Genomic DNA, 20362 nt, shown 5'->3' on the forward strand with positions numbered 1-20362 from the left:
ACGGAAATAGTGCGCTATGAGTGACATCACGATTTATCACAACCCTGCTTGCGGCACCTCTCGCAATGTACTTGCCCTGATCCGCAACAGCGGGGAGGAGCCCAAGGTCATTGAGTACCTCAAGACGCCTCCTGATTGCGCCACCCTGGTGGGCCTGATCCAAGCCATGGGCATGCCTGTGCGCGATGTGTTGCGCCAAAAAGGTACGCCTTATGACGAACTGGGCCTTGGCGATCCTCAATGGACCGACGAGCAACTGGTGGACTTCATGCTGCAGCATCCCGTCCTGATCAATCGGCCGATAGTGGTCACCCCTCTGGGAACCCGCTTGTGCCGTCCCTCGGAGGCCGTACTGGACATCCTGCCGCAGCCTCAACAGGCCGCATTTTCCAAAGAAGACGGGGAAGCCGTCATTGACTCGAAAGGAAATCGAATTGGCAAGCTCTGATCTACCGAATCTGGACGAACAAGTATTTGAAAAGCCCAGCCTGGAAGGCTTGCTGCCCGCACAACGTGCTGCGCATGCGCCGCGCATTCTGCTGCTGTATGGCTCGGTTCGCGACCGCTCCTATAGCCGACTGCTGACCGAAGAGGCCGCGCGCCTGCTGCGCAAGATGGGTGCCGAGACCAGGATCTTCGATCCGCGTGGCCTGCCGCAACCCGACGGAGCCCCTGACGATCACCCAAAGGTCAAGGAACTGCGTGAGCTGGCTGTGTGGGCCGAGGGTATGGTCTGGACGTCTCCTGAGCGTCATGGTGCGATGAGCAGCATCCTCAAAGCGCAGATAGACTGGATCCCTTTGTCCGCTGGTGCTGTGCGACCGACGCAAGGCAAGACGTTGGCGGTGATGCAAGTCTCGGGTGGCTCGCAGTCCTTCAATGCGGTCAACCAGATGCGGGTACTGGGCCGGTGGATGCGCATGATCACCATCCCCAATCAGTCCTCCGTTGCCAAGGCATTCGCCGAGTTCGATGAGGCCGGCCGGATGAAGCCTTCTTCATACTACGAGCGAGTGGTGGATGTGATGGAAGAGCTGGTCAAGTTCACGCTGCTGACGCGAGACTGTTCGGACTACCTGGTGGATCGATATAGCGAGCGCCGTGAAAGTGCTGAAGAGCTGTCCAAACGGGTCAACCAGCGAAGCATTTGAGCGATACCGGCGTATAGACAAAAGGCCTTGGGTTTTGCAACCCAAGGCCTTGTATCGTTTGGTCGGAGCGGCGGGATTCGAACTCGCGACCCTCTGCTCCCAAAGCAGATGCGCTACCAAGCTGCGCTACGCTCCGAAGGGTGTTAATATAGCGCTAAATCGGGCTCGAAAATTTGAAATTCCTGTTTCAGTTTGACGCAAAGAGATATTTCGATGATGCCTTGCATTGCATCAGGTACTCGTTTGTTGCGCTGACGTCGTGTCGCATGGTGTCCGTTGCAACTGCAGAAATCGCATCAATTTTGCACCGATGCCTTGCAAGCCGCTTAGAATAAGAGGCTAACGCGGGTTCAATTCCCGACAGCCATTTTTCAACAACCCAGCTTTGCTGGGTTGTTTCAGTCAAACTGCCCGTAGCTCAGTTGGATAGAGCAACAGCCTTCTAAGCTGTGGGTCACAGGTTCGATCCCTGTCGGGCAGGCCACATGAACCAAAAAATCCATTCATGCAATTGCATGAATGGATTTTTTGGTTCTGTATCAGCGGTTTGCCGCAGAGTGTTTTGACAGCTCTGCGATCCTGGCTTACGTTTTTATTCCATTTCTTCTTCAAAAACGACCGACGGTGCAGCGACGACACGTGCAATGTCTGTGGGTGCCGTAATCAGGCTTTTGCTTACATAGCTGAAGGGTGTGTCGGGCTCCAGGGCTGCAGTCGCCAAATGGGCTTTTGCCTGGTTGAGGGTGATGTAGTAGCTGCCCATGGGTGCTTCAATGGCGCCGCGCGTCAGCACGGGGGTGTTGCTGCCGGAGCGGGAAGGAGTGTAGTTTTCTGCAAGCATCTGGCCAGATTCCGCAATCTGCATGACTTGCACTCCCTGCAGGCGCAAACGGTCGACGGCTCTCGCGGAGTCAGCGGACAGCCAGTAGCCGCATGGGCGGTGACGGCTTTGCTCGGGCTTGATGCTCAGCGACGAGTTCCAGTCGACACGAGCCTCGATTTCCTGACCGGAGTCGGCCTGCAGCATGTGGATGGTGCGCTGCTCGGGGGTCTGCCTGGCCTGGATAGTCAGAGTGCTGCGGCAAGCGAGAGCGGAAATGTCGCGGGAGACGAAGGACTCGACCTGCTTCAGATTTTTCGATTTCTCTGCCGTTGCACGCAAGGCAGCCGTTGCTGCAGTGACCAGACTGTGCACACGACGCTGAATATGCAGGCGGTCCAGATCGGAGCCGCGGCTGGCGATGAGCAGGGCAACAGAGTTTTTCAGGCTACTGGTGTTGGCGAGGGTGTCCGCAGTCAAGTCGGCCATGGACAGCGACTTGTCCTCAGGCTGAGCGCTGGGCTGAAAAAACCATTCATTGCTGAGCTCTGCCTGCTTGAGTGCGTTGCGTACAGGCAGGCTGAACCACTCTCGTGCAGCCTTGTTGACGAACTCGTGTGCATTGGCCGTGGCCGCGGGTTGCAGCAGCACATCGTAGCGCTGCACAGCCTGAAACTTCTGCAGCAGCACGCCTGCCGCAGCGAATTCACGCAAGTCAATCACAGCAGCCGGGCGGTAGTTGCGGGTCAGGCGAGCGAGGGCCTGTGCCTCCGGAGTGCTGAGCAGCAGATGATCGTGAACAAGGTCTGTGCCGTCTGCCGTAACGTGGCTGGCCGAGCCCGCCGCATCAGGGTTGGCCCGGGGCAAGATGATGATGTTGATCTGTTGCAGCAATGGCGCCAGCAGGCCGCCCTGGCCCAATTCGCGTGCGACGACCAGCAAGGCTTCTGTGCTGGCGGGTTCGTCGCCACGTTGGCCGCCGACCAGCAGAACCGTGGGTTTGTCGTTGCTGTTGATGGCTGTTGCCTGCGTGCTTTGGCCCCGTGTGGCAATAAGGGCTTGAATCGGTAGCCCTCGTTGAGAGGTGCCGATGGTGACAGTGGACAGCTGGGACCCGTTGCTGGCTTTGCTGCTCACAGATTGCAGCCATGCAGAAATTTCTGTCTGTGTGCTGAACTGCTGTCGTCCGTTGCCCAGACCCGGTGTGTCGTAGAGCGTGGTGGGGTCGGGGAAGCGAGACTCGATGGCAGGGTTATAGGGCAGTGATGTCAGCTGTGGTGAAGGGGGAACCGGCTGGCTGACCGTTGAGGGAGGAGTGGGTGAAGTGGCCGCTGGGGCGTTCGCAGTCGGTGCCGGGCCTGACATGCCAGTCCAGGGCTGCAACTGCACATTGGCACAGGCCGTCAACAGCACTGCCGAGCCCACTATCGTCAGCTTGAGCATGCTTTGAGTCCAGACGGACTGCGTGCGCTTGGCATGAGAGAAAACAGGCTTGGTGAGAAATGTCATAAGTTCAACGCAGATAAAAAGAACATGCCAAGAGCGAAAGCTCAAGCTTCGCACATCTGGAGCCCATATTAGGTCGGCTGGCTTGCGATCGGCTGTCAGCGGGCAGCGATGCTGCAGCTGGAAAAAACAGAAGGGCTGCAATATTGGAGATTGCAGCCCTTCGGGACGGTGGGCTGAAGGCGATTTCACGCCTTCAACCAAGGAGGCCGTGGATTAACGGCTGTAACCGCCGCCAAAGCCTCCACGGTTGCCACCGCGATTGCCTCCACCGAAGCCACCGCGACCGCCGCCAAAGCCGCCACGGCGACCACGGTCAGCCATGCTGTCCACGCTGGTGCGCATGGGGTCGGGCTGGCCACCGGCATTGCTGCCGCGCGCGCCGTTGTGGCGGGCATGGCCTTGCTGCGTGCCCAGGTGCGCATCGGCGCGGGGGGGCTGGTCGTCGTAGCGGTTGCCGCGTTCGCGATCACCGAGCTGGCGGGCGCCGCCGCGCTTGGGAGCGCGCTGCTGATCGTTGTTGCCCTGGGGGCGTGGAGCACGGTCGCTCGGGCCGAAGGAATTGCTGCGCTCTGTGCCGCGATCGGAGTTGCGTTCGCCGCGTTCGGCAGCTTGCTGGCCCTGGCCGCGCTGGTTGTTGACGCGGTTGTTGCTGCGGGGCTTGTGCTGGCGTGCGGGGTGTTGCGGTGCTTCACCTTCTGCTTCGCCTTGCTGGGCATCTCCAGCAGCAGGGCGACGGCCACCGCGGCCGCCGGTGGGCGCCTTGTTGGAGCGGATGCGCTCCATCATTTCCTGGCGGGCCGCCTTGGCCGCTGCCTGCATCACATCGCGGCTGGGAGGCTTGCCTGCGCCACCCCACAGAGTCTGGCGGCCCATGGCGATGGGTTCGGCGATTTCACCTTCTTCAGGGCCAAAGCCTTCGATGGGCTGCACCGGAATCTCCTGCTTGGTAAAGCGCTCGATATCCATCATGAAGCCTTCTTCGTCCATGCAGACCAGGCTGACTGCATTGCCTTCGCGGCCTGCGCGGCCGATACGGTGCACATAGTCTTCCGAGATATTGGGGATCTCGTAGTTGACCACGTTAGGCAGTTCGTCGATGTCGATGCCGCGGGCTGCAATATCTGTCGCCACAAGCGCTCGCAGCTCACCCGTCTTGAAGCCTTCCAAGGCCTGGGTGCGGGCACTCTGGCTCTTGTTGCCGTGCAAGGCCATGGCGGAAACGCCATTCTTGGTCAGGTACTCGGCCACATTGTTGGCGCCAAACTTGGTGCGGGTGAAGACCAGCACCTGGCTCCAGTTGTTTTCCTGAATGATGTGCAGCAGTACCTGCTTTTTCTTGCCGCGGCCCACGGGGTGGATCACCTGCTTGATGCGCTGCACGGTGGTGTTGCGCGGAGTGACCTGGATGGACTGGGGGTTGCGCAGCAGTCCGTTGGCCAGCTCACGGATCTCATCGCTGAAGGTGGCCGAGAACAGCAGGCTTTGCTTGTCCTTGGGCACCAGCGCCAAGACCTTCTTGACGTCATGGATGAAGCCCATGTCTAGCATGCGGTCGGCTTCGTCCAGGATCAGCATTTCGACCGTGGACAGGTCCATAAAGCCCTGTCCGGCCAGGTCCAGCAGACGGCCGGGCGTGGCGACCAGAACGTCCACGCCTTTTTCAATGCGGGCGATCTGCGGCTTCATGCCCACGCCGCCGAAAATCACGGTCGAGGTGATGTCCAGATACTTGGCATAGCCGCGCAGGTTTTCTTCCACCTGGGCCGCTAGTTCGCGAGTAGGGGTCAGCACCAGAGTGCGAATGCCCTTGCCGCCAAACTTGTTCTTGGGCGCAGTGCCGCTTGCCAGGCGCTGCAGCATGGGCAGCGTGAAGGCGGCTGTCTTGCCGGTTCCAGTCTGGGCGCCGGCCAGCAGATCGTGCCCGGCGAGAACCAGAGGGATGGCTTGTGCCTGAATGGGGGTCGGGTTTTCATAACCCTGTTCTTGCACGGCCTTCAGAATAGCTGGGGCCAGATTCAGTTCTTCAAATGTCATTGTGATCAATTGCGCCAATCCTGGGCGCGGGGTATCAGCCTGTCATGGCACCCGTGGGGTGCCTGGCCAGTTGTAGGCAGATAAGTTTGCGTGTTGGGAGCTTGGAAACGCTTCCTTTGTCCCCAGCTGAAGTGCTGCTGCAGCAGGCAACTGGACGCCTGTTGCGAGGGGTATTGTCGCATGCACCGATAATCATGGTTTGATTGCCGTGTAAAGCGGCACACTTTTTTGCATAAATCCAAGTAACTCAAAGCATTTCGGACATGGCTCAATACGTTTTTTCGATGAACCACCTGACCAAGACTGTGCCGCCCAAGCGCCAGATCTTGAAGGATATTTCACTGAGTTTCTTTCCAGGCGCGAAGATCGGCGTGCTGGGCCTGAACGGCTCTGGCAAGTCGTCGCTGCTGAAGATCATGGCTGGCGTGGACAAGGAATTCGAAGGCGAAGCCATCCCCATGGCCGGTCTGTCCATCGGTTATCTGCCCCAGGAGCCCCAGCTCAACCCCGAGCACACCGTGCGCCAGGCCGTGGAAGAAGCCATGGCGGCGGTGAACAACGCCAAGGCCCGTCTGGAAGAGGTGTACGCCGCTTACGCCGAAGAAGACGCTGACTTTGATGCGCTGGCTGCCGAGCAGGGCGAGTTGGAAGCCATCATTGCTGCCGCTGGCACCGACTCCGAGCACCAGCTGGAAATTGCTGCCGACGCGCTGCGTCTGCCCGCCTGGGATGCCATCGTGGGCCAGCTCTCCGGTGGTGAAAAGCGCCGAGTGGCACTGTGCAAGCTGCTGCTGTCCAAGCCAGACATGCTGCTGCTGGACGAGCCGACCAACCACTTGGACGCCGAATCCGTGGACTGGCTGGAGCAGTTTCTGCATCGCTTCTCCGGCACCGTGGTGGCCATTACCCACGACCGCTACTTCCTTGATAACGCCGCCGAGTGGATTCTGGAACTGGACCGTGGACACGGCATTCCCTACAAGGGCAACTACTCCGACTGGCTGATCCAGAAGGGCAACCGCCTGGAAGCCGAGCAAAAGGGCGAAGAAGCACGTGCCAAGGCCCTGAAGAAGGAACTGGAATGGGTACGCCAGAACGCCAAGGGGCGTCAGGCCAAGTCCAAGGCCCGTATTGCGCGCTTCGAAGAGCTGAGCGATTACGAATACCAGCAGCGCAACGAAACACAGGAAATTTTCATTCCTGTGGCCGAGCGTCTGGGCTCCAAGGTCATCGAGTTCACCAATGTCTCCAAGTCCTTTGGTGACCGCATGCTGATCGACAACCTGTCGATGAATGTTCCGGCAGGTGCTATCGTCGGCATCATCGGCCCCAACGGCGCGGGTAAATCGACGCTGTTCAAGCTGATCGCGGGCAAGGAGCAGCCCGATTCCGGCACGGTGGACATCGGCCAGACTGTGAAGATGGCCTTTGTGGATCAGCATCGCGACGAACTGTCCAACGAAAAGACCGTCTGGGAAGATATCTCCGGCGGTCTTGACATGATCAATGTCGGCAAGTTCACCATGGCTTCCCGTGCTTACGCCGGGCGCTTCAATTTCAACGGCCAGGATCAGCAGAAAAAGGTCGGCAACCTCTCCGGTGGTGAGCGCGGCCGTCTGCATCTGGCCAAGACCTTGATTCAGGGCGGCAACGTGCTGCTGCTGGACGAGCCCTCCAATGACCTGGACGTGGAAACTCTGCGTGCGCTGGAAGATGCGCTGCTGGAATATGCCGGTACCGTGATGGTCATCTCCCACGACCGTTGGTTCTTGGACCGTATTGCCACGCATATCCTGGCCGCTGAAGGCGACTCGCAATGGGTTTTCTTTGATGGTAACTATCAGGAATATGAGGCTGATAAGAAGAAGCGACTGGGCGAAGAAGGCGCTGCACCCAAGCGTGTTCGTTACAAGGCGTTGAAGTAAGCGACAAAATGATTCCAGCCTCGGCTGGAACGGGTATTCTTAGGGGCTATGAGCCTCGCACATGCATCCGTTTCCGTGCTGCGCACCTGCCTTGTCCAGGCAGTGCGTGGCGCTGATGCATTTGCGCTGCGATTGTTGCAGCGCACCGAATATGCGTTGGAGCAATCGCTTTCAACCGGTTTCCACCCTGCAAGGCGCGATGTGCTCGGCGCGGCGCTGCACAACCTGCAGCAGCACCGGGCTTCGGTGATCAGCAGCTTTCCGCAGAATTTGCTGGAGGCGCTGGTGCTGTCAGCGCGCCAACCTTTTTCCTTTTCTGCGCAGACGCTCGATACCGTCAACGGCAGGCTTTTGCCATTGGCGGCCATGGCTGAGTCAGCTAATCGTCAGCTTAAGGCCGAGCACAAGCTGGTGCAGATGGTCGAGCCACAGGTCGAACTGGCGCTGGCAGATCTGGACGCGTTGATGAGCGGCGCTCAGGGGCTTGAGTCTGCACGGCCCGAGTGCAATCCGCTGCGACTGCAGAACTATGTACGCGCTTTGAGCCAGTCGCTGACGGCCGTGCAACCTGCCACCGAAGTGGCCGATTGCTGGCATGAATTCATGTCGCAGCAACTGGGCTCCATTCTGGCTTCCGAATACTCCCGCACCGCCAATTTGCTGCGCCAGCATGGAGTGCAGCCTGCCCGATACGGTGCGGATCGCGACACCCGGTCCCAGTGCCTGCTGACCCTGCGCTTGCTGCAGGAGCTGGCTTCGGATCTACGCTGGATTGACGACTCGCGCTGCACCGTGCCGCAGTCGTTGACGGATTCCATGCTGGCGAGCTGGTCCGAGACCGAGCCCGCTGTCATGGCCCCCATGCATGACCTGGGCCTGGAGCCAGGCTGGACTTCGTACTCGGCCAATGCCTTGCAGACATCTCAGCAGCCTTGGGTACCCAGTGTGCTGGGGGGGGGCTGCGCCCAGCGCAGCCCAGTCAGGCGCCCAGTGCCCTGATTCAGATGCGTACGCTGCATCGCATGATGAGCCATATGACCAGTGACGGTCGCCTGCTGCCGCCCGTGCAGCGGATCTTGCTGCAGCTCGAACCCGTGCTGAGTCAATTGGTGTCTCAGGACGCAGCGTTCTTTGAAGATCGCTTGCATCCGGCACGGCAGCTGCTGGATGAGCTGACGGCTCGCAGCCTCTGGTTTGCCAGCGAATCTGCTTTGGGGTTTGCTCATTTCATCGCCGTGGCCGAGGTTGCGGCGAACCAGCTGGCCGGTGCAGGGGCCGCAAGTGCCCACATGTTTGCCCAGGTGCTGCAATTTGTGCGCGAGCAGTGGCCGCCGGAAGGTCGCATGAGCCACATTGCGGCATTGGGCCAGCAGGCCGAAGCCGAGCAGTCCACGCGGCCAGGGCTGATGAGCTCGGCGCTGGGGCTGTTGGACGGCCAGATCGTGGGCTCCATTGAACGGATCAAGCCCGATGCCCTGCAACTGGCGCAGATGATTCGCAGCCTGCCCAGTGCGAAGGGCGTGCCCGAAGATATTCTGGACTTTGTGACCGGCCCTTGGGCCGGCGTGATTGCCCAGGCGCAGCAGCGGGCCGAGCCAGGGCAGGAGCGTGACCCGGGCGGCTATCTGGCACTGGTGCCCAGCTTGTTGTGGAGCGTGTCTCCACAGGCAGCCCAGGATATGACGCGGCTGGTGGAGCTTGCGCCCAAGCTGCAGCGACGTCTGGCGCGGGGCTTGCGCAGCGTGGGCCGCACCGATGTCGAAATTGCTGCGCTGGCTGCGCGTTTGGGCAGTCTGCAGCAGCGGGCGCTGGATATGGCCGAGGCCGCGAATCGGATCGGCTCGAACGACCTTGTCAGGGCGGGCGTGCCGGGTGAATCGCCGAGCGTGCTGGCGGGTCAGCAAGGAGCCGCGGAAACCGTGCGCGCAAGGCTGGATATCACCTTGCCGGTACTGACAGACAGAGTCGAAGATATGCCTGCGGTGACGGTGGTGGCGCAAGAAACGCAAACCCGGGCGGCATACGATTCTTCCAGACCTGTCTTCAAGACAACGCCGCAGAAGACGGTCGGTGCCGCCGTGGCATCCAGCCCGATGCCCGCGCAAGCCGTCATGGGCCAGGGCAGACCTGAGGAGGCTGTCGAATGGCCTTTAGGCACTTGGGTGGAACTGTGCAACGAGCGTCAGCAACTACGAACCAAGTTGACCTGGGTCAGTCCGCAGCAAAGCCTGTTTTTGTTTACGGCCGAGGACGGAAGCACCCAGTCCATGACGCGGCGCATGCGCGACAAGCTGCTGATCCAGGGGCAGTTGCGGCGACTTGAGGCGATTGCCTAGCTTCCTGCACGTAGATCCTGATGGCTAGGCTGCGTTGCCTGGCCCTCGATCCGCACCGATTGGGCGAGCAAGACTGCGCGCGCGGTGGCTACGGCTACGGCTTCGGCGGCCAATGTGCTCAGCGTCATCATTCCCAACGACTTGCCACTGCGCGCCGTACCCAGGGCGAACAGGCTGTCGCCATCGCTCATGGTGTGCACGGGGTTGATGGCACGTGCCAGGCCATCATGGGCTACCACGGCCAGGCGGTGGGCCTGAGCCTTGCTGATGATGGCGTCGGTCGCCACGACGCCAATCGTGGTGTTGCTGCCGGCCAGAACCGGCCTGGGCTCCTCGCCTGCCAGCAAGGCATCGCGGGTGCCACGCAATTGCAGGCCGTCTGCTGTGCGTGCCCCGGCCAGCAACTCGCCGCTAAAGGGGTTGAGCACATCGCCCAAGGCATTGCAGGCAATGATGGCTCCCACGGTGACTCCATCGACGGTAAAGCTGGCCGTGCCCAGGCCGCCCTTCATGGCGCGCTCATGCCCGAAGACCTTGCCCACCACGGCGCCCGCGCCAGCGCCCACGCTGCCTTCGGCGGGGCGCCCGGTGCCGGAGTCCGGCCCCGCATTCCGGCAGGCGGCATAGCCGGCCGCAGCATCGGGGCGTATGCGCATATCGCCCATCATCACGTCAAACAGCACGGCCGCCGGCACCAGCGGAATCCGGCCCACACCGATATTCAGGCCGGCGCCTTGCTCTTCCAGCCAGCGCACGGCCCCTGTGGCCGCGTCCAGCCCCCAGGCGCTGCCGCCGGCCAGCATGATGCCGTGGACCTCCTGCACCAGATTGCTGGGGTGCAGCAAATCGGTCTCGCGCGTGCCAGGGGCGGCGCCGCGCACATCCACACCGCCCACGGCACCTTGAGGACAGAGCACGACCGTGCAGCCCGTGGGGCGGCGCGGGTCGCTGAAATGGCCGATGGAGATGCCTTGCACGCGAGCGATATGGCCGTCATGCGCGAGCAGATCCTCGATGGTTGAAAAAGCACTCATGCCGCTACTCCTTGAACTCTTTATATGCTTTTATGGATAAACAGATGGGGTTTTATTCTTTAGGGTTTGCCCGTGTAAGCTTCATACTTACTACATTGTTGCAGTCCGGTAAACAAATGAGAACCCAAATGAGAACCGTGCTGCCCACGCGCATCCAATTCAAGGAGTGATCCATGCCCGCCCATTTTTCCTTTGCCGCCAGCCGCCGTGCCGTTCTGGCCACTGCCGCAGTCGCATTGCTGGCGACCGCCGGTGTGCCCGCTTTGGCCCAGGACCCGGCCAAGAAGAATCTGCTGATTGGCGCCACCGCCGGCTCCAATTACGACCTGCTGCAAAAAGGCATAGTGCCCCAGCTGCAGAAAAAGGGCTACCAGATCAAGCTGATCGAGTTCAACGACTATGTGCAGCCCAATCTGGCGCTGTCCGACGGATCGCTGGATGCCAACTTCTTCCAGCACCGCGCCTATTTCGACCAGTTCACCTCCGACCGCAAGCTGGCGCTGAGCGCGATTGCGCAAGGCCCGGTGGCGCCCATGGGTGTCTACAGCAAGAAGCACAAGTCTCTGGCCGATATCAAGAGCGGCGCCAAGGTGGCACTGCCCAATGATCCCAGCAACCTAGCGCGTGCATTGCTGGTGCTGCAGCAGGCCGGCCTCGTCAAGGTCAAGGAAGGGGTGAACCCGGCCCGTATCTCCGAGCTGGATCTGGCCGCCAATCCCCACAAGCTCAAGTTTGTGGCGCTGGAGGCAGCCCAGTTGCCCCGCGTGCTCGAAGACGCTGACTATGTGGTGGTCAACGGCAACTTTGCCGTTTCCTCGGGTCTGAAGTTGAGCGAAGCCGTGGTGCTGGAAAAGACTCCCGATCTGTACCTGAACGTGGTGGCCGTGAAGACCGGCAACGAAAACAGCCAGTGGGCCAAGGATCTGGCCGCCGCCTACCGCTCGCCTGAGTTCAAGGCCGTGGTGGACAGCCAGTTTCCCGGCTACTCCAAGCCTGCCTTCCTGAAGTGATCGGGCTGGGCTGAAGACGCCAAGGGCCGCAATGCGGCCCTTTTTTCATGCCTGTGGATTTGCTGGTTTTAGATGAAAAGCAAATAAGAGCATAGGTTTTTATTAGTTGGAATTTGTCTCCGCGGTCTGGATACTGCAAAGGCCTCTGCATGCTGCAGAGCCAAACCTTTCGCATCAAAACTCAGTACATCAACGAGGAGCAAGCATGACCCACCTTTTTTCCGTGGCACGGCGCCGCCGCAGTCTTCTGGCCACCACTCTGCTGGCAGGCGCTGCACTGGTCATGGGCGTCTTGCCGGCGGCGGCCCAGGACGCGGGCAAAAAGCAATTGGTCATTGGCGGCACGGCAGGCTCCAACATTGATCAGCTGCAATACGGCATCGTCCCCATCCTGCAGAAAAAGGGCTACAAGGTGCGTCTGGTGGAGTTCAACGACTATGTGCAGCCCAATCTGGCCCTGGCCGATGGCTCGCTCGATGCCAACTTCTTCCAGCATGAGGTCTATTTCAACCAGTTCAAGGGCGACCGCAAGCTCGATCTGACGGCCCTGGTCCAGGGGCCGATTGCTCCCATGGGCGTCTACAGCAAGCAGCGCAAGAGCCTGGCTGAGCTGAAGGAGGGAGATCGCATCGCCCTGCCCAATGACGCCAGCAATCTGGCACGGGGCATTCTGCTGCTGCAGCAGGCCGGACTGGTCAAGCTCAAGGAGGGCGTGAACCCGCTGCGCGTGTCCGAGCTGGATCTGGCCTCCAATCCCAAGAAGATCAAGCTCGTACCCCTGGATGCGGCTCATCTGCCGCGTGCGCTCGATGATGCGCAGTACGCCATCATCAACGGCAACTTTGCGATTTCCTCGGGCCTGAAACTGTCGGATTCGGTGCTGCTGGAAAAAACGCCCGAGCATTATCTGAACATCGTGGCTGTCAAGACCAAGGACAAGGATGCCCAATGGGCCAAGGATCTGGCTGCAGCCTACAAGTCCGCCGAGTTCAAGGGCGTGGTGGACAGCAAGTTTGCGGGTTATGCCAAGCCCGCATTTTTGCAATAAGCCTCAGCCGACAAGGGCCTGAACCTCGTTTTCCAGGTGGCGCAGCGCACGCAGCTCGATCTGCTGCAGCTGCGCTTGCTGCGTTTCGGGCAGGCCTTGCAAAAGCGCGGCGGCGCCAAAGTCGCTCAGCACGGCCTGCCCGGTCTGCAGATTGCACAGGATATTGTGGGCGTATAGATCTCCATGCAGCAGACCACGGCCGTGAAGATGGGTGATGGCGGAGCGTATGCCTTGCAGCAGATGCTGGGCCTGGTCGGCTTGCAGGCGAAGTTCGGGGTCATAGACATCACGTGTGCAACTGTCGAAGCTTGGCGGCCAGGCTAGCGGCTGGATGGCTGAATCCAGCAGGGGCAGGGCCGTGGCCATTTGCCCCTCAGGAGCGCCCAGAACCTGCGCCAGTGGCGTCAGCAGATGAGGATGCTGTCCTGCCGCAATGCCTGCTGCCAGTTCGGATTGCGGCGTACCGTCGCTGGTCTGGGCGGTCTTGAAAACCTTGAGTGCCAGCTCCTGTCCGTTGAGGCTGGCGCGGTAGATATGGCCGCTGGCGCCTTCGCCCAGCTTGACAGCGATCTGCAAATTTTGATAAGAAATGGGCTCAATCCCATGCCCTGAAAGCGTATCCAGCTCCTGTTTTTGAGTCATTGGGTTACCTGCCAGCGCCAGCCACGCCAGGCGAGGCAGCCGGAAGATGACTTCAGGAGCATCTTCGAAACGGTTGCTTGCAATGCGTAGCAACTCCAGCGCCTGGCAATGTTGCAGGCTCTGGGGCAACTGCCTCAGCTGGTTGCACGACAGCATGAGCTTTTGCAGGCGCGTGCATTGGCCCATGGATTCGGGCAACTGGTGCACGTGGTTGTCCGTGAGAATCAGCCAGCGCAGGCGCGCCGGCAGGCTGTCCTCGGGCACATGCATGATGCGGCACGCCTTGAAGCCCACCATCTCGAGCTGCGGCATATGACCCAGCACGCGGGGCAGTTCGCTGAATGGATTGTTCGAGGCAAACAGAATGCGCAGCCGCGCAAAACGCGTCAGATCATCGGGTAGGGTGCTGAGCTGGTTGCCCGAAAGATCGAGGACCTCCAGCGTCTCGGTCAGCTGATACAGCGCGGCGGGGAACTCGGTCAGCCCATCGCTGAGCCTGATATGGTGTGCACGGGCCAGTGAACCATTGGCCAGCCCGGAGTGAAACTGTTCTAGCGTCAACATAGGACACGCAGTCTAAGTCCCGCGCACGAAATGCACAGAAAACACGAAATGCCTGCATGAAAATCTTCAAAGACCTGCCTGCGCTGGTGCAGGCATTACCCGAACTCGCGCCGAGCGACTGGGTGGATCTGCCTACCGATGCCGCTGCCCAGCTTGATGCGCCAAATCAGTCACCGGCAGCAGATCTGCTGAAACAGCCTGCCGTGCGCTTTGTGGTGCGTGATGCGAATGAGGTGCCGCGCATGGGCCATAAGCCCTGGATGCCGGTGGCGGTACTCGCCCAGATGCACTGGCCTTCCTCTGCGGACGCGGTGGCATGGTCCTGTTTTCTGCAGGCCGAGTTCGGGCGCAGCCAGCGCTTTGTAGAAAGCCATGATGTGTGGGTTCAGGCCGATGTGCCCAAGCCGTATTGGCTGACGATCAATGCCACGGCAGAGCAGCGACTGGCGTACTGGTACCAAGGCCTGCAGGCTCATGCCTGGATGGATGAAGAGCCTGCCCAAGCCAAGCCCTTCAGCCTGGCCGAGCTGCGCCTGTGCGAATGGCGCCTGGGTTGCAATCTGTCCCAGTCCTTGCGTGACTATCTTTTGCAGCTCGGTGTTCTGGACTGGGCCGAGCGCTTGTTGAGTCCGCGCTTTGATCTCATGGCGCCGGATGCAGACATGGACGCCATCGGTCCGGTGCAAGTCGTGTTTCCGGGCATCGCCGATATTGTGGAGATGAGTGCGCCGCAACAGGCGCAGGCCTTGAAGGCGAAGTTGAGTGAGCTGGTGGTGTTCGGGGACTACCTGGGCAATGGCAACCTCTGGTGCTTTGACCGCCGCGATGGCTCGGTCTGGTATCTGGACCATGACTGCAGCCCCTTGCTGACCCGTATGTTCGACGATGCGGGCGACTATCTGGACGCGCTGGCCTTGATGTCGCTATGCCGCAATCACGCCGTGGCCCAGGGGCGGGGTGATGGCGATGAACAGGCCGAGGTGTTGCTGGGCGAGCGCTTTGGGCAGGCACTGGTCCGAAAGTGGATGTACTGAGATGAGCATGAAACTGCTCAAGGCCGCTGAACAAGGCGATATCGCTGCGCTGGAACTGCGCCTGAAGGACGGTGACGATATCGCCTATGTGCAAAAGAGCACCGGCCTCAATGCGCTGATCACGGCTCTCAATTGCGGCAACGATGCTGCCGCGCGATGGCTGGTGGAGCAAGGCAGCCCGCTGGATCAGGTGAGCCTGACAACGGGCATGAGTGCCACCGCCTGGGCGGCCTTCAACGGGCGCACAGAGATGCTGCAGGTGCTGCGCCAAGCGGGGGCCGACCTGGACAAGACCGGGGATGACAAAGGTCGCACGCCGTATCTTTTGGCCGTGGACCATGGCGCGTGGGCGGCTGTGCGCTGGTTCTGGTCGGCCGGCGTCGATCTCCAGCGAAGAGATACCCATGGTTGCAATGCCCATGATCTGCTGGTGCACGGCGGTCGTGATGTGCCTGGGGATGTACTGGAGCGCGTGGCAGGCCATGCGGCAGTGCTGTCCACGGGGTTGTGACGGGATGACGATGTCATGGTTGCGTGGCATCGTCATCGTCTCAGCCGCGAGACCGCATCAGGACGCTGGCTCGATGCGGGTGATGATCAGCGAGCCATCCTTGTCCTCGGCATGGAACAGTACCTTGTCACCGGCCTTGAAAGAGGCCGACTGTGCGGAGCCTGACAGCGCAAACACCATGGTCATGGGAGGCATGTCCAGGTTCTTGATTGCTTCATGGCGGATCGTCAGCTTGCCTGTGCGGGCATCCACACGGGTGATTTCTCCGGCGGTCAGCACATCGGGCCGGCCAGCCGATGTGGCTGCCGAAGCATCGGCCATCGTCCCATGGCCTGCGTGCGCCGAGTGATCCTGTGCGAAAGCGGGGGCTGCCAGTGCAATGCCGAGGCTCAGCGCTGCCAAAATGGTGTGAAAGAAGTTTTTCATCATGTTCTCCTGAATTGAGAGGGGTCAGCCGCGATAGCTGGTGAAGACGGAGGTGCTGACATCGCTGTTCATGAGGCTCTTGGTGACCAGCAGCACGTCATAGGGGTCTTTACGGCCACCGTATTCGGGGCCGTCCATGCCGGGGCTGCCAATGGGCATACCCGGTACGGCGATGCCCAGCGCCTTGGGTTTTTGCTTCAGCAGCTTGAGCACATCGGCGGCTGGCACATGGCCTTCGACCAGATAGCCGCCCACCAGGGCGGTATGGCAGGAACCCAGGCGGCCAGGCAGGCCCAGTTTGGCGCGTACGGCGCTGTTGCCCACGTCGTGCACCTTGACGGCAAAGCCAGCCTGCTCCATCAAGGCAATCCAGTCCTTGCAGCAGCCACAGTTCGGGTCTTTCCAGACCTCCATGGCAATCCTGGCGGGAGCAGCCGCCATTGCTGGCAGCGCAGCCATGCCGGCAGCGGCGGCCAGCAGATGCAGGGAGTGGCGGCGGTTGGTGCTTGTCATCGGGAATTCCTTTCTTGCGTTATTCGGTGACGGTGATGCGCCCCGTCATGCCAGCCTGGTAGTGGCCGGCGATCAGGCACGCGAAGTCGAAATCGCCTGCGCGGTTGAAGCTCCACACCATGTCTTCGGTCTGGCCTGCGGCGACATGGGCCATATAGGGTTCGGCATGCTCCATGCCGGGGTACTTGAGCATCATCCGCGCGTGCTCATCAAGCGATGCCCGGGTGCCCAGCACCATCTCGTGCATGAGATGGCCTTTGTTGACCACGCGCAGGCGCAGGGTCTCGCCCTTTTTCACGCTGAAATGACTGGGGCTGAAGCGCATGTCATCCGTCATCTGGATGGTGATGGTGCGCCGGACCTCCCTGGCCTCGGCGGCAATGCCCCAGGGCTTTTGTTCCTTGATCACGGGACCGCTGGCATGGGCATTGTTTCCATGCGCAAAACTTGCACTGACGCTTGCTGCCAAAGCACAGGCAGCTATGAAATGAATAGTCTTCATGGGAGTCTCCTGGCATCAGTGCTGGGGGTGAGCGCCTGTGGCGGGGCCGGTCTCGGGTTTGCGTACGGTGGCGGCACCGGGAGCGGTGCCGGGTGTGCTCTGGCGGGGAGCCTTGGCATCGAAAGGTGCGCCCTGCCATTCATAGGCCCGGGTTCCTTTGGGCTGCTGGTACCAGCCGGGGTCCTTGTAGTCGTTGGCACCCAGGTTTTTGCGTACCTTGAAGCTGGTGAACATGCCTCCCATCTCGATAGGACCGTAGGGGCCCTGGCCCGTCATCATGGGGAAGGTGTTATCGGGCAGAGGCATTTCCATGGTGCCCATATCGCCCATGCCGCGCTCGCCCATCAGCATGTAGTCGGGCACGATCTTCTGGATCTTGCCCACCAGGCCGCGGTGGTCCACGCCGATCATGGTGGGTACGTCGTGACCCATGGCGCCCATGGTGTGGTGGCTCTTGTGGCAGTGGAAAGCCCAGTCGCCGGGTTCGTCGGCAATGAATTCCACCTGGCGCATCTGGCCCACGGCCACATCAGTGGTCACTTCGGGCCAGCGGGCGGACTTTGGCACGGGGCCGCCGTCGGTGCCCGTGACCTCGAACTCATGGCCGTGGATATGGATGGGGTGGTTGGTCATGGTCAGATTGCCCACGCGGATGCGCACCTTGTCGCCCTGACGAGCCACCAGCGGGCTGATGGCGGGGAAGGCGCGGCTGTTGAAGGTCCAGATATTGAAGTCCGTCATCTCGTTGATGCGCGGCGTCATGGTGCCGGGCTCGACCGCATAGGCGCTGAGCAGGAAGGCATAGTCGCGCTGCACCTTGTCGATCAGCGGGTGGGCTGTCTTGGGGTGGGTGATCCACAAGCCCATCATGCCCATGGCCATCTGCACCATCTCGTCCGAATGCGGGTGGTACATGAAGGTGCCGGGGCGGCGCGCCTCGAACTCATAGACGAAGGTCTTGCCCGGCGGGATGTGGGGCTGGTTCAGACCGCCCACACCGTCCATGCCATTGGGCAGACGCTGGCCATGCCAGTGGATGGTGGTGCTCTCGGGCAGGCGGTTGGTGACGAAGATGCGCACCTTGTCGCCTTCCACCACTTCGATCGTGGGGCCCGGCGACTGGCCGTTGTAGCCCCACATATTGACGAAAAATCCGGGCGCCACCTCGCGCACCACGGGCTCGGCCACGAGGTGGAACTCCTTGACGCCCGTATTCATGCGCCAGGGCGTGGTCCAGCCGTTGAGCGTGACCACCGGTTGGTAGGGGCGACCGTTGGGCGGCGTCAAAGGCGCAGCCGTGTCGGCGCTGCCTTGCATGACGGGCTCGGGCAGGGCCGCCATGGCAACCCGGCTGACGGCCATTGAGGTGGTGGCAGCAGCCACTGCAGTGGCCGCGCCAGTGAAAAAGGATCGGCGTTGCATATCAGTGACCTGCTTCGGCTTGTGCAGCGGGCGCTGCGGTGGTGTTGACGGTGGGGGAGGTTCCTGGCGATGTGCCGGTCAGGGCCAGGCGCAGATCGGTCTCGGCCAGCCAGAAGTCGCGCTGTGCCTCGGTGGCGGTCACCACCGCTTGCGTGGTGCTGCGGGCCTGGGCCAGCAGCTGCCACACACTCATGAACATGCCGTTGTAGCGGTAGACGGTTTCTTCCTGCATCAGCTTGGCCAAGGGCAGAACCTCGGCCTGCTGCTGCTGGGCCAGGTCGTAAGCCGTGCGGTAGGCCAGCCAGTTGCTGCGGGCTTCGCTGCGTGCACGTATGGCGTTGTCGCGCAGCAGCGCTGCGCTGCGCAGCACCTGGTTGCGCGCCATGCCGCGCGCGGCAAAACCCCAGTCAAACAGCGGCAGCGGTACGTCGAACTCCCAGCCCTGGGTCTTGTCGCTGTGGCCCCCTGTTTCCCCGTTCACGCGTTCGGTGGTCGTGTTGTTGCTGTAGCTGGCGCCGATATCGCCAAAGATGGTGCCCACCGTGGCCCAGCCCTGGCGGCCGGCGGTTACATCCAGGTCGCGGCGCAGCGCGCCCAGATCCAGCCGCTGGCGCAGCGCCGTGGCCTCTGCGTCATCGCCGCCACGCAATTCGGCTATTTTCGGCAGGGCGGGCAGCTGGGCGGGCAGCTTGTAGGCCAGTTGCTGCCCCCACAGGCCCATGCGGCGGGCCAGTTGCTCGCGTTCCAGCTGGGCGTTCAGACGCGCGCGTGCCAGCTGGGCCGAGGCCTGCTGCTGCTGGGCCAGCTCTCTGGCCTGGTCCATCTTGCTGAAGTTGCCGACCTGGGCCATGCGGCGTGCCAGCTCGCCGCCCAGGGCTGCGGCCTCATGCATGCGCTCGTTGGCGGCCAGAGCCTGCTCGGCGGCCACGGCGCGCAGCCACGCGCGACGTGTGTCGGAGGCCAGCAGCAGCACCTGCTGGGCGGCCGTCAGCGTGGCCTGCTCCATCTGCCAGCCCTGCCAGCGGCTGCGCCAGGGCAGGGTGATGAGCTGCACCAGGCCAAAGCTGAGCTGGCGCTCGATCTCGCGCTCGTGGCCGTTGCGAAAGCGGCCGAAGGTAAAGCTGGGGTTGGGCAGGGTCAGGACCTGCACACGCTGCGCGTCGGCAATGCCGAGCTGCGCCAGTTGGGCCTGCAGACCGGGGTTGTTGAGCAGGGCGATGCGCACGGCGGTGTCGGCATCGACAGGGGTTTTGAGCCAGTCGGCAATCTGGGTCTGCGCATCCTGCAGGGCCTGGGCGTCCGGCGACGGCAGCTGTGCGCCAGCAGGCAGCCTGCCTTCGGTATGTCTGGCCACGTCGCCGCGAAGTCCGTCGGGCGAGATGCTGGCGCAGCCGGCCAGCACCAGTGCAGCGAGCAATGGCGCGGCTTTGAATGCAAGGCGCTTCATGGCTGGCCTCCGTGATGGTGCTGATGTGCGGATGTAGCGCTGTCCGGGGCTGGGCCGGAGGCATTGTCCTGGGATTTTTCCCACCTGAGCACATCGCCATGGCCGCGCGGGAACTCGCTTACCGCGGCATTGGCGGCCTTCCAGTCACCAGGCTGGGCGACGATGGCCGCGCTGGCGGCAAGCCGCTGGTGCTGCAGCGCCAGCGTGGGCGCTGCTGGGTTGAAAACGCTGTGACTGCTGGCCGGGGACTGGGCGACCGGGAGAGTCGGCGCAGACGGCTGGGCCAGGACTGGCGGGCTGACGCCGGCCATCAGCAAAGCCATGGCTGTCAAAGAAAGAGGATGCGCTTGGCGCATAGAGGATTCCTGTCGTCTAAAACCGGGAGAAGGTCCGCAGTTATGAGCGTTTGACGGCTCGAAACTAGACAGCTAGCA

17 protein-coding genes, 2 tRNA genes and 1 pseudogene are annotated in these 20362 nt (G+C 61.6%); 9 read left to right on the forward strand and 11 right to left on the reverse strand.

The features are described 5' to 3' along the window. The first annotated feature begins 16 nt into the window (after window positions 1-16). Both arsC and arsH read left to right on the forward strand, forming a co-directional pair. Complete coding sequence (gene arsC, locus O987_RS08930) at window positions 17-448, forward strand: arsenate reductase (glutaredoxin) (protein ID WP_043371767.1); 432 nt, start codon at window positions 17-19, stop codon at window positions 446-448. Next, complete coding sequence (gene arsH / locus O987_RS08935) at window positions 435-1151, forward strand: arsenical resistance protein ArsH (protein ID WP_003057103.1); 717 nt, start codon at window positions 435-437, stop codon at window positions 1149-1151. Before arsC ends, arsH begins: the two co-directional genes overlap by 14 nt. A gap of 59 nt (window positions 1152-1210) precedes the next feature. Here the strand turns inward: arsH and O987_RS08940 are convergent. After that, a tRNA-Pro gene (locus O987_RS08940) sits at window positions 1211-1287 on the reverse strand. A gap of 271 nt (window positions 1288-1558) precedes the next feature. On the opposite strand from O987_RS08940, the gene O987_RS08945 reads away from it, so the two are divergent. Then, window positions 1559-1635 (forward strand) — tRNA-Arg (locus O987_RS08945). 108 nt (window positions 1636-1743) lie between these two features. Here the strand turns inward: O987_RS08945 and O987_RS08950 are convergent. After that, the gene (locus O987_RS08950; RefSeq protein ID WP_043371769.1) at window positions 1744-3480 is read right to left on the reverse strand and encodes a M14 family zinc carboxypeptidase; all 1737 of its coding nucleotides are present in this window, start codon (window positions 3478-3480) and stop codon (window positions 1744-1746) included. A 213-nt stretch (window positions 3481-3693) separates the two neighbouring features. Continuing rightward, entirely contained in the window at window positions 3694-5514 is a 1821-nt protein-coding gene (locus O987_RS08955; RefSeq protein ID WP_043371772.1) for a DEAD/DEAH box helicase, read from the reverse strand. A gap of 263 nt (window positions 5515-5777) precedes the next feature. Here O987_RS08955 and ettA point away from each other — a divergent pair, with 263 nt between their 5' ends. Beyond that, the gene (gene ettA, locus O987_RS08960) at window positions 5778-7439 is read left to right on the forward strand and encodes an energy-dependent translational throttle protein EttA (protein WP_019043963.1); all 1662 of its coding nucleotides are present in this window, start codon (window positions 5778-5780) and stop codon (window positions 7437-7439) included. Between the two features lie 48 nt (window positions 7440-7487). Then, a pseudogene (locus O987_RS08965) lies at window positions 7488-9775 on the forward strand (DUF1631 family protein). Here the strand turns inward: O987_RS08965 and O987_RS08970 are convergent. Then, complete coding sequence (locus O987_RS08970) at window positions 9772-10809, reverse strand: P1 family peptidase (RefSeq protein ID WP_003057097.1); 1038 nt, start codon at window positions 10807-10809, stop codon at window positions 9772-9774. The pseudogene O987_RS08965 and the gene O987_RS08970 sit on opposite strands and share 4 nt — an antisense overlap. 173 nt (window positions 10810-10982) lie before the next feature. Between O987_RS08970 and O987_RS08975 the strand changes: the two genes are divergently transcribed. Together O987_RS08975 and O987_RS08980 are read left to right on the forward strand one after the other, a co-directional pair. Continuing rightward, a complete protein-coding gene (locus O987_RS08975; protein ID WP_003057095.1) occupies window positions 10983-11819 on the forward strand; it encodes a MetQ/NlpA family ABC transporter substrate-binding protein in 837 nt (278 codons plus the stop codon). A gap of 205 nt (window positions 11820-12024) precedes the next feature. Next, window positions 12025-12867: a MetQ/NlpA family ABC transporter substrate-binding protein gene (locus tag O987_RS08980; protein ID WP_003057093.1), complete on the forward strand. Its 843-nt coding sequence runs from the start codon at window positions 12025-12027 to the stop codon at window positions 12865-12867. A gap of 3 nt (window positions 12868-12870) precedes the next feature. Here O987_RS08980 and O987_RS08985 read toward each other — a convergent pair whose 3' ends face one another. After that, on the reverse strand, window positions 12871-14073 hold the full coding sequence (locus O987_RS08985) for a leucine-rich repeat-containing protein kinase family protein (RefSeq protein WP_043371774.1): 1203 nt from the start codon (window positions 14071-14073) through the stop codon (window positions 12871-12873). Between the two features lie 56 nt (window positions 14074-14129). On the opposite strand from O987_RS08985, the gene O987_RS08990 reads away from it, so the two are divergent. Together O987_RS08990 and O987_RS08995 are read left to right on the forward strand one after the other, a co-directional pair. Next, window positions 14130-15107 (forward strand): SMI1/KNR4 family protein, encoded by a 978-nt coding sequence (locus tag O987_RS08990; RefSeq protein ID WP_043371778.1) that lies wholly within the window; start codon window positions 14130-14132, stop codon window positions 15105-15107. Between the two features lies 1 nt (window position 15108). Beyond that, window positions 15109-15618 (forward strand): ankyrin repeat domain-containing protein, encoded by a 510-nt coding sequence (locus O987_RS08995; protein WP_003057090.1) that lies wholly within the window; start codon window positions 15109-15111, stop codon window positions 15616-15618. A 57-nt stretch (window positions 15619-15675) separates the two neighbouring features. Here O987_RS08995 and O987_RS09000 read toward each other — a convergent pair whose 3' ends face one another. From O987_RS09000 to O987_RS09025, 6 genes are read right to left on the reverse strand one after another with little or no spacing between them, the layout of a single operon-like run. Continuing rightward, the gene (locus O987_RS09000; RefSeq protein ID WP_003057089.1) at window positions 15676-16044 is read right to left on the reverse strand and encodes a copper-binding protein; all 369 of its coding nucleotides are present in this window, start codon (window positions 16042-16044) and stop codon (window positions 15676-15678) included. 24 nt (window positions 16045-16068) lie between these two features. Further along, window positions 16069-16557 carry a DUF411 domain-containing protein gene (locus O987_RS09005; protein WP_003057088.1) on the reverse strand — a complete coding sequence of 163 codons (489 nt, stop codon included), beginning with the start codon at window positions 16555-16557 and terminating at the stop codon, window positions 16069-16071. A gap of 19 nt (window positions 16558-16576) precedes the next feature. Next, window positions 16577-17059, reverse strand: coding sequence for a cupredoxin domain-containing protein (locus tag O987_RS09010; RefSeq protein ID WP_003057087.1), 483 nt, complete (start codon window positions 17057-17059; stop codon window positions 16577-16579). A gap of 15 nt (window positions 17060-17074) precedes the next feature. Continuing rightward, window positions 17075-18481, reverse strand: coding sequence for a multicopper oxidase family protein (locus O987_RS09015; RefSeq protein WP_043371781.1), 1407 nt, complete (start codon window positions 18479-18481; stop codon window positions 17075-17077). 1 nt (window position 18482) lies between these two features. Beyond that, window positions 18483-19928: a TolC family protein gene (locus O987_RS09020; protein ID WP_043371783.1), complete on the reverse strand. Its 1446-nt coding sequence runs from the start codon at window positions 19926-19928 to the stop codon at window positions 18483-18485. Beyond that, complete coding sequence (locus O987_RS09025) at window positions 19925-20284, reverse strand: hypothetical protein (RefSeq protein WP_043371785.1); 360 nt, start codon at window positions 20282-20284, stop codon at window positions 19925-19927. The genes O987_RS09020 and O987_RS09025 overlap by 4 nt, the downstream gene beginning before the upstream one ends. Window positions 20285-20362 lie beyond the last annotated feature (78 nt).

This window comes from Comamonas testosteroni TK102, from assembly GCF_000739375.1.
GTDB classification, from domain to species: domain Bacteria; phylum Pseudomonadota; class Gammaproteobacteria; order Burkholderiales; family Burkholderiaceae_C; genus Comamonas; species Comamonas brasiliensis.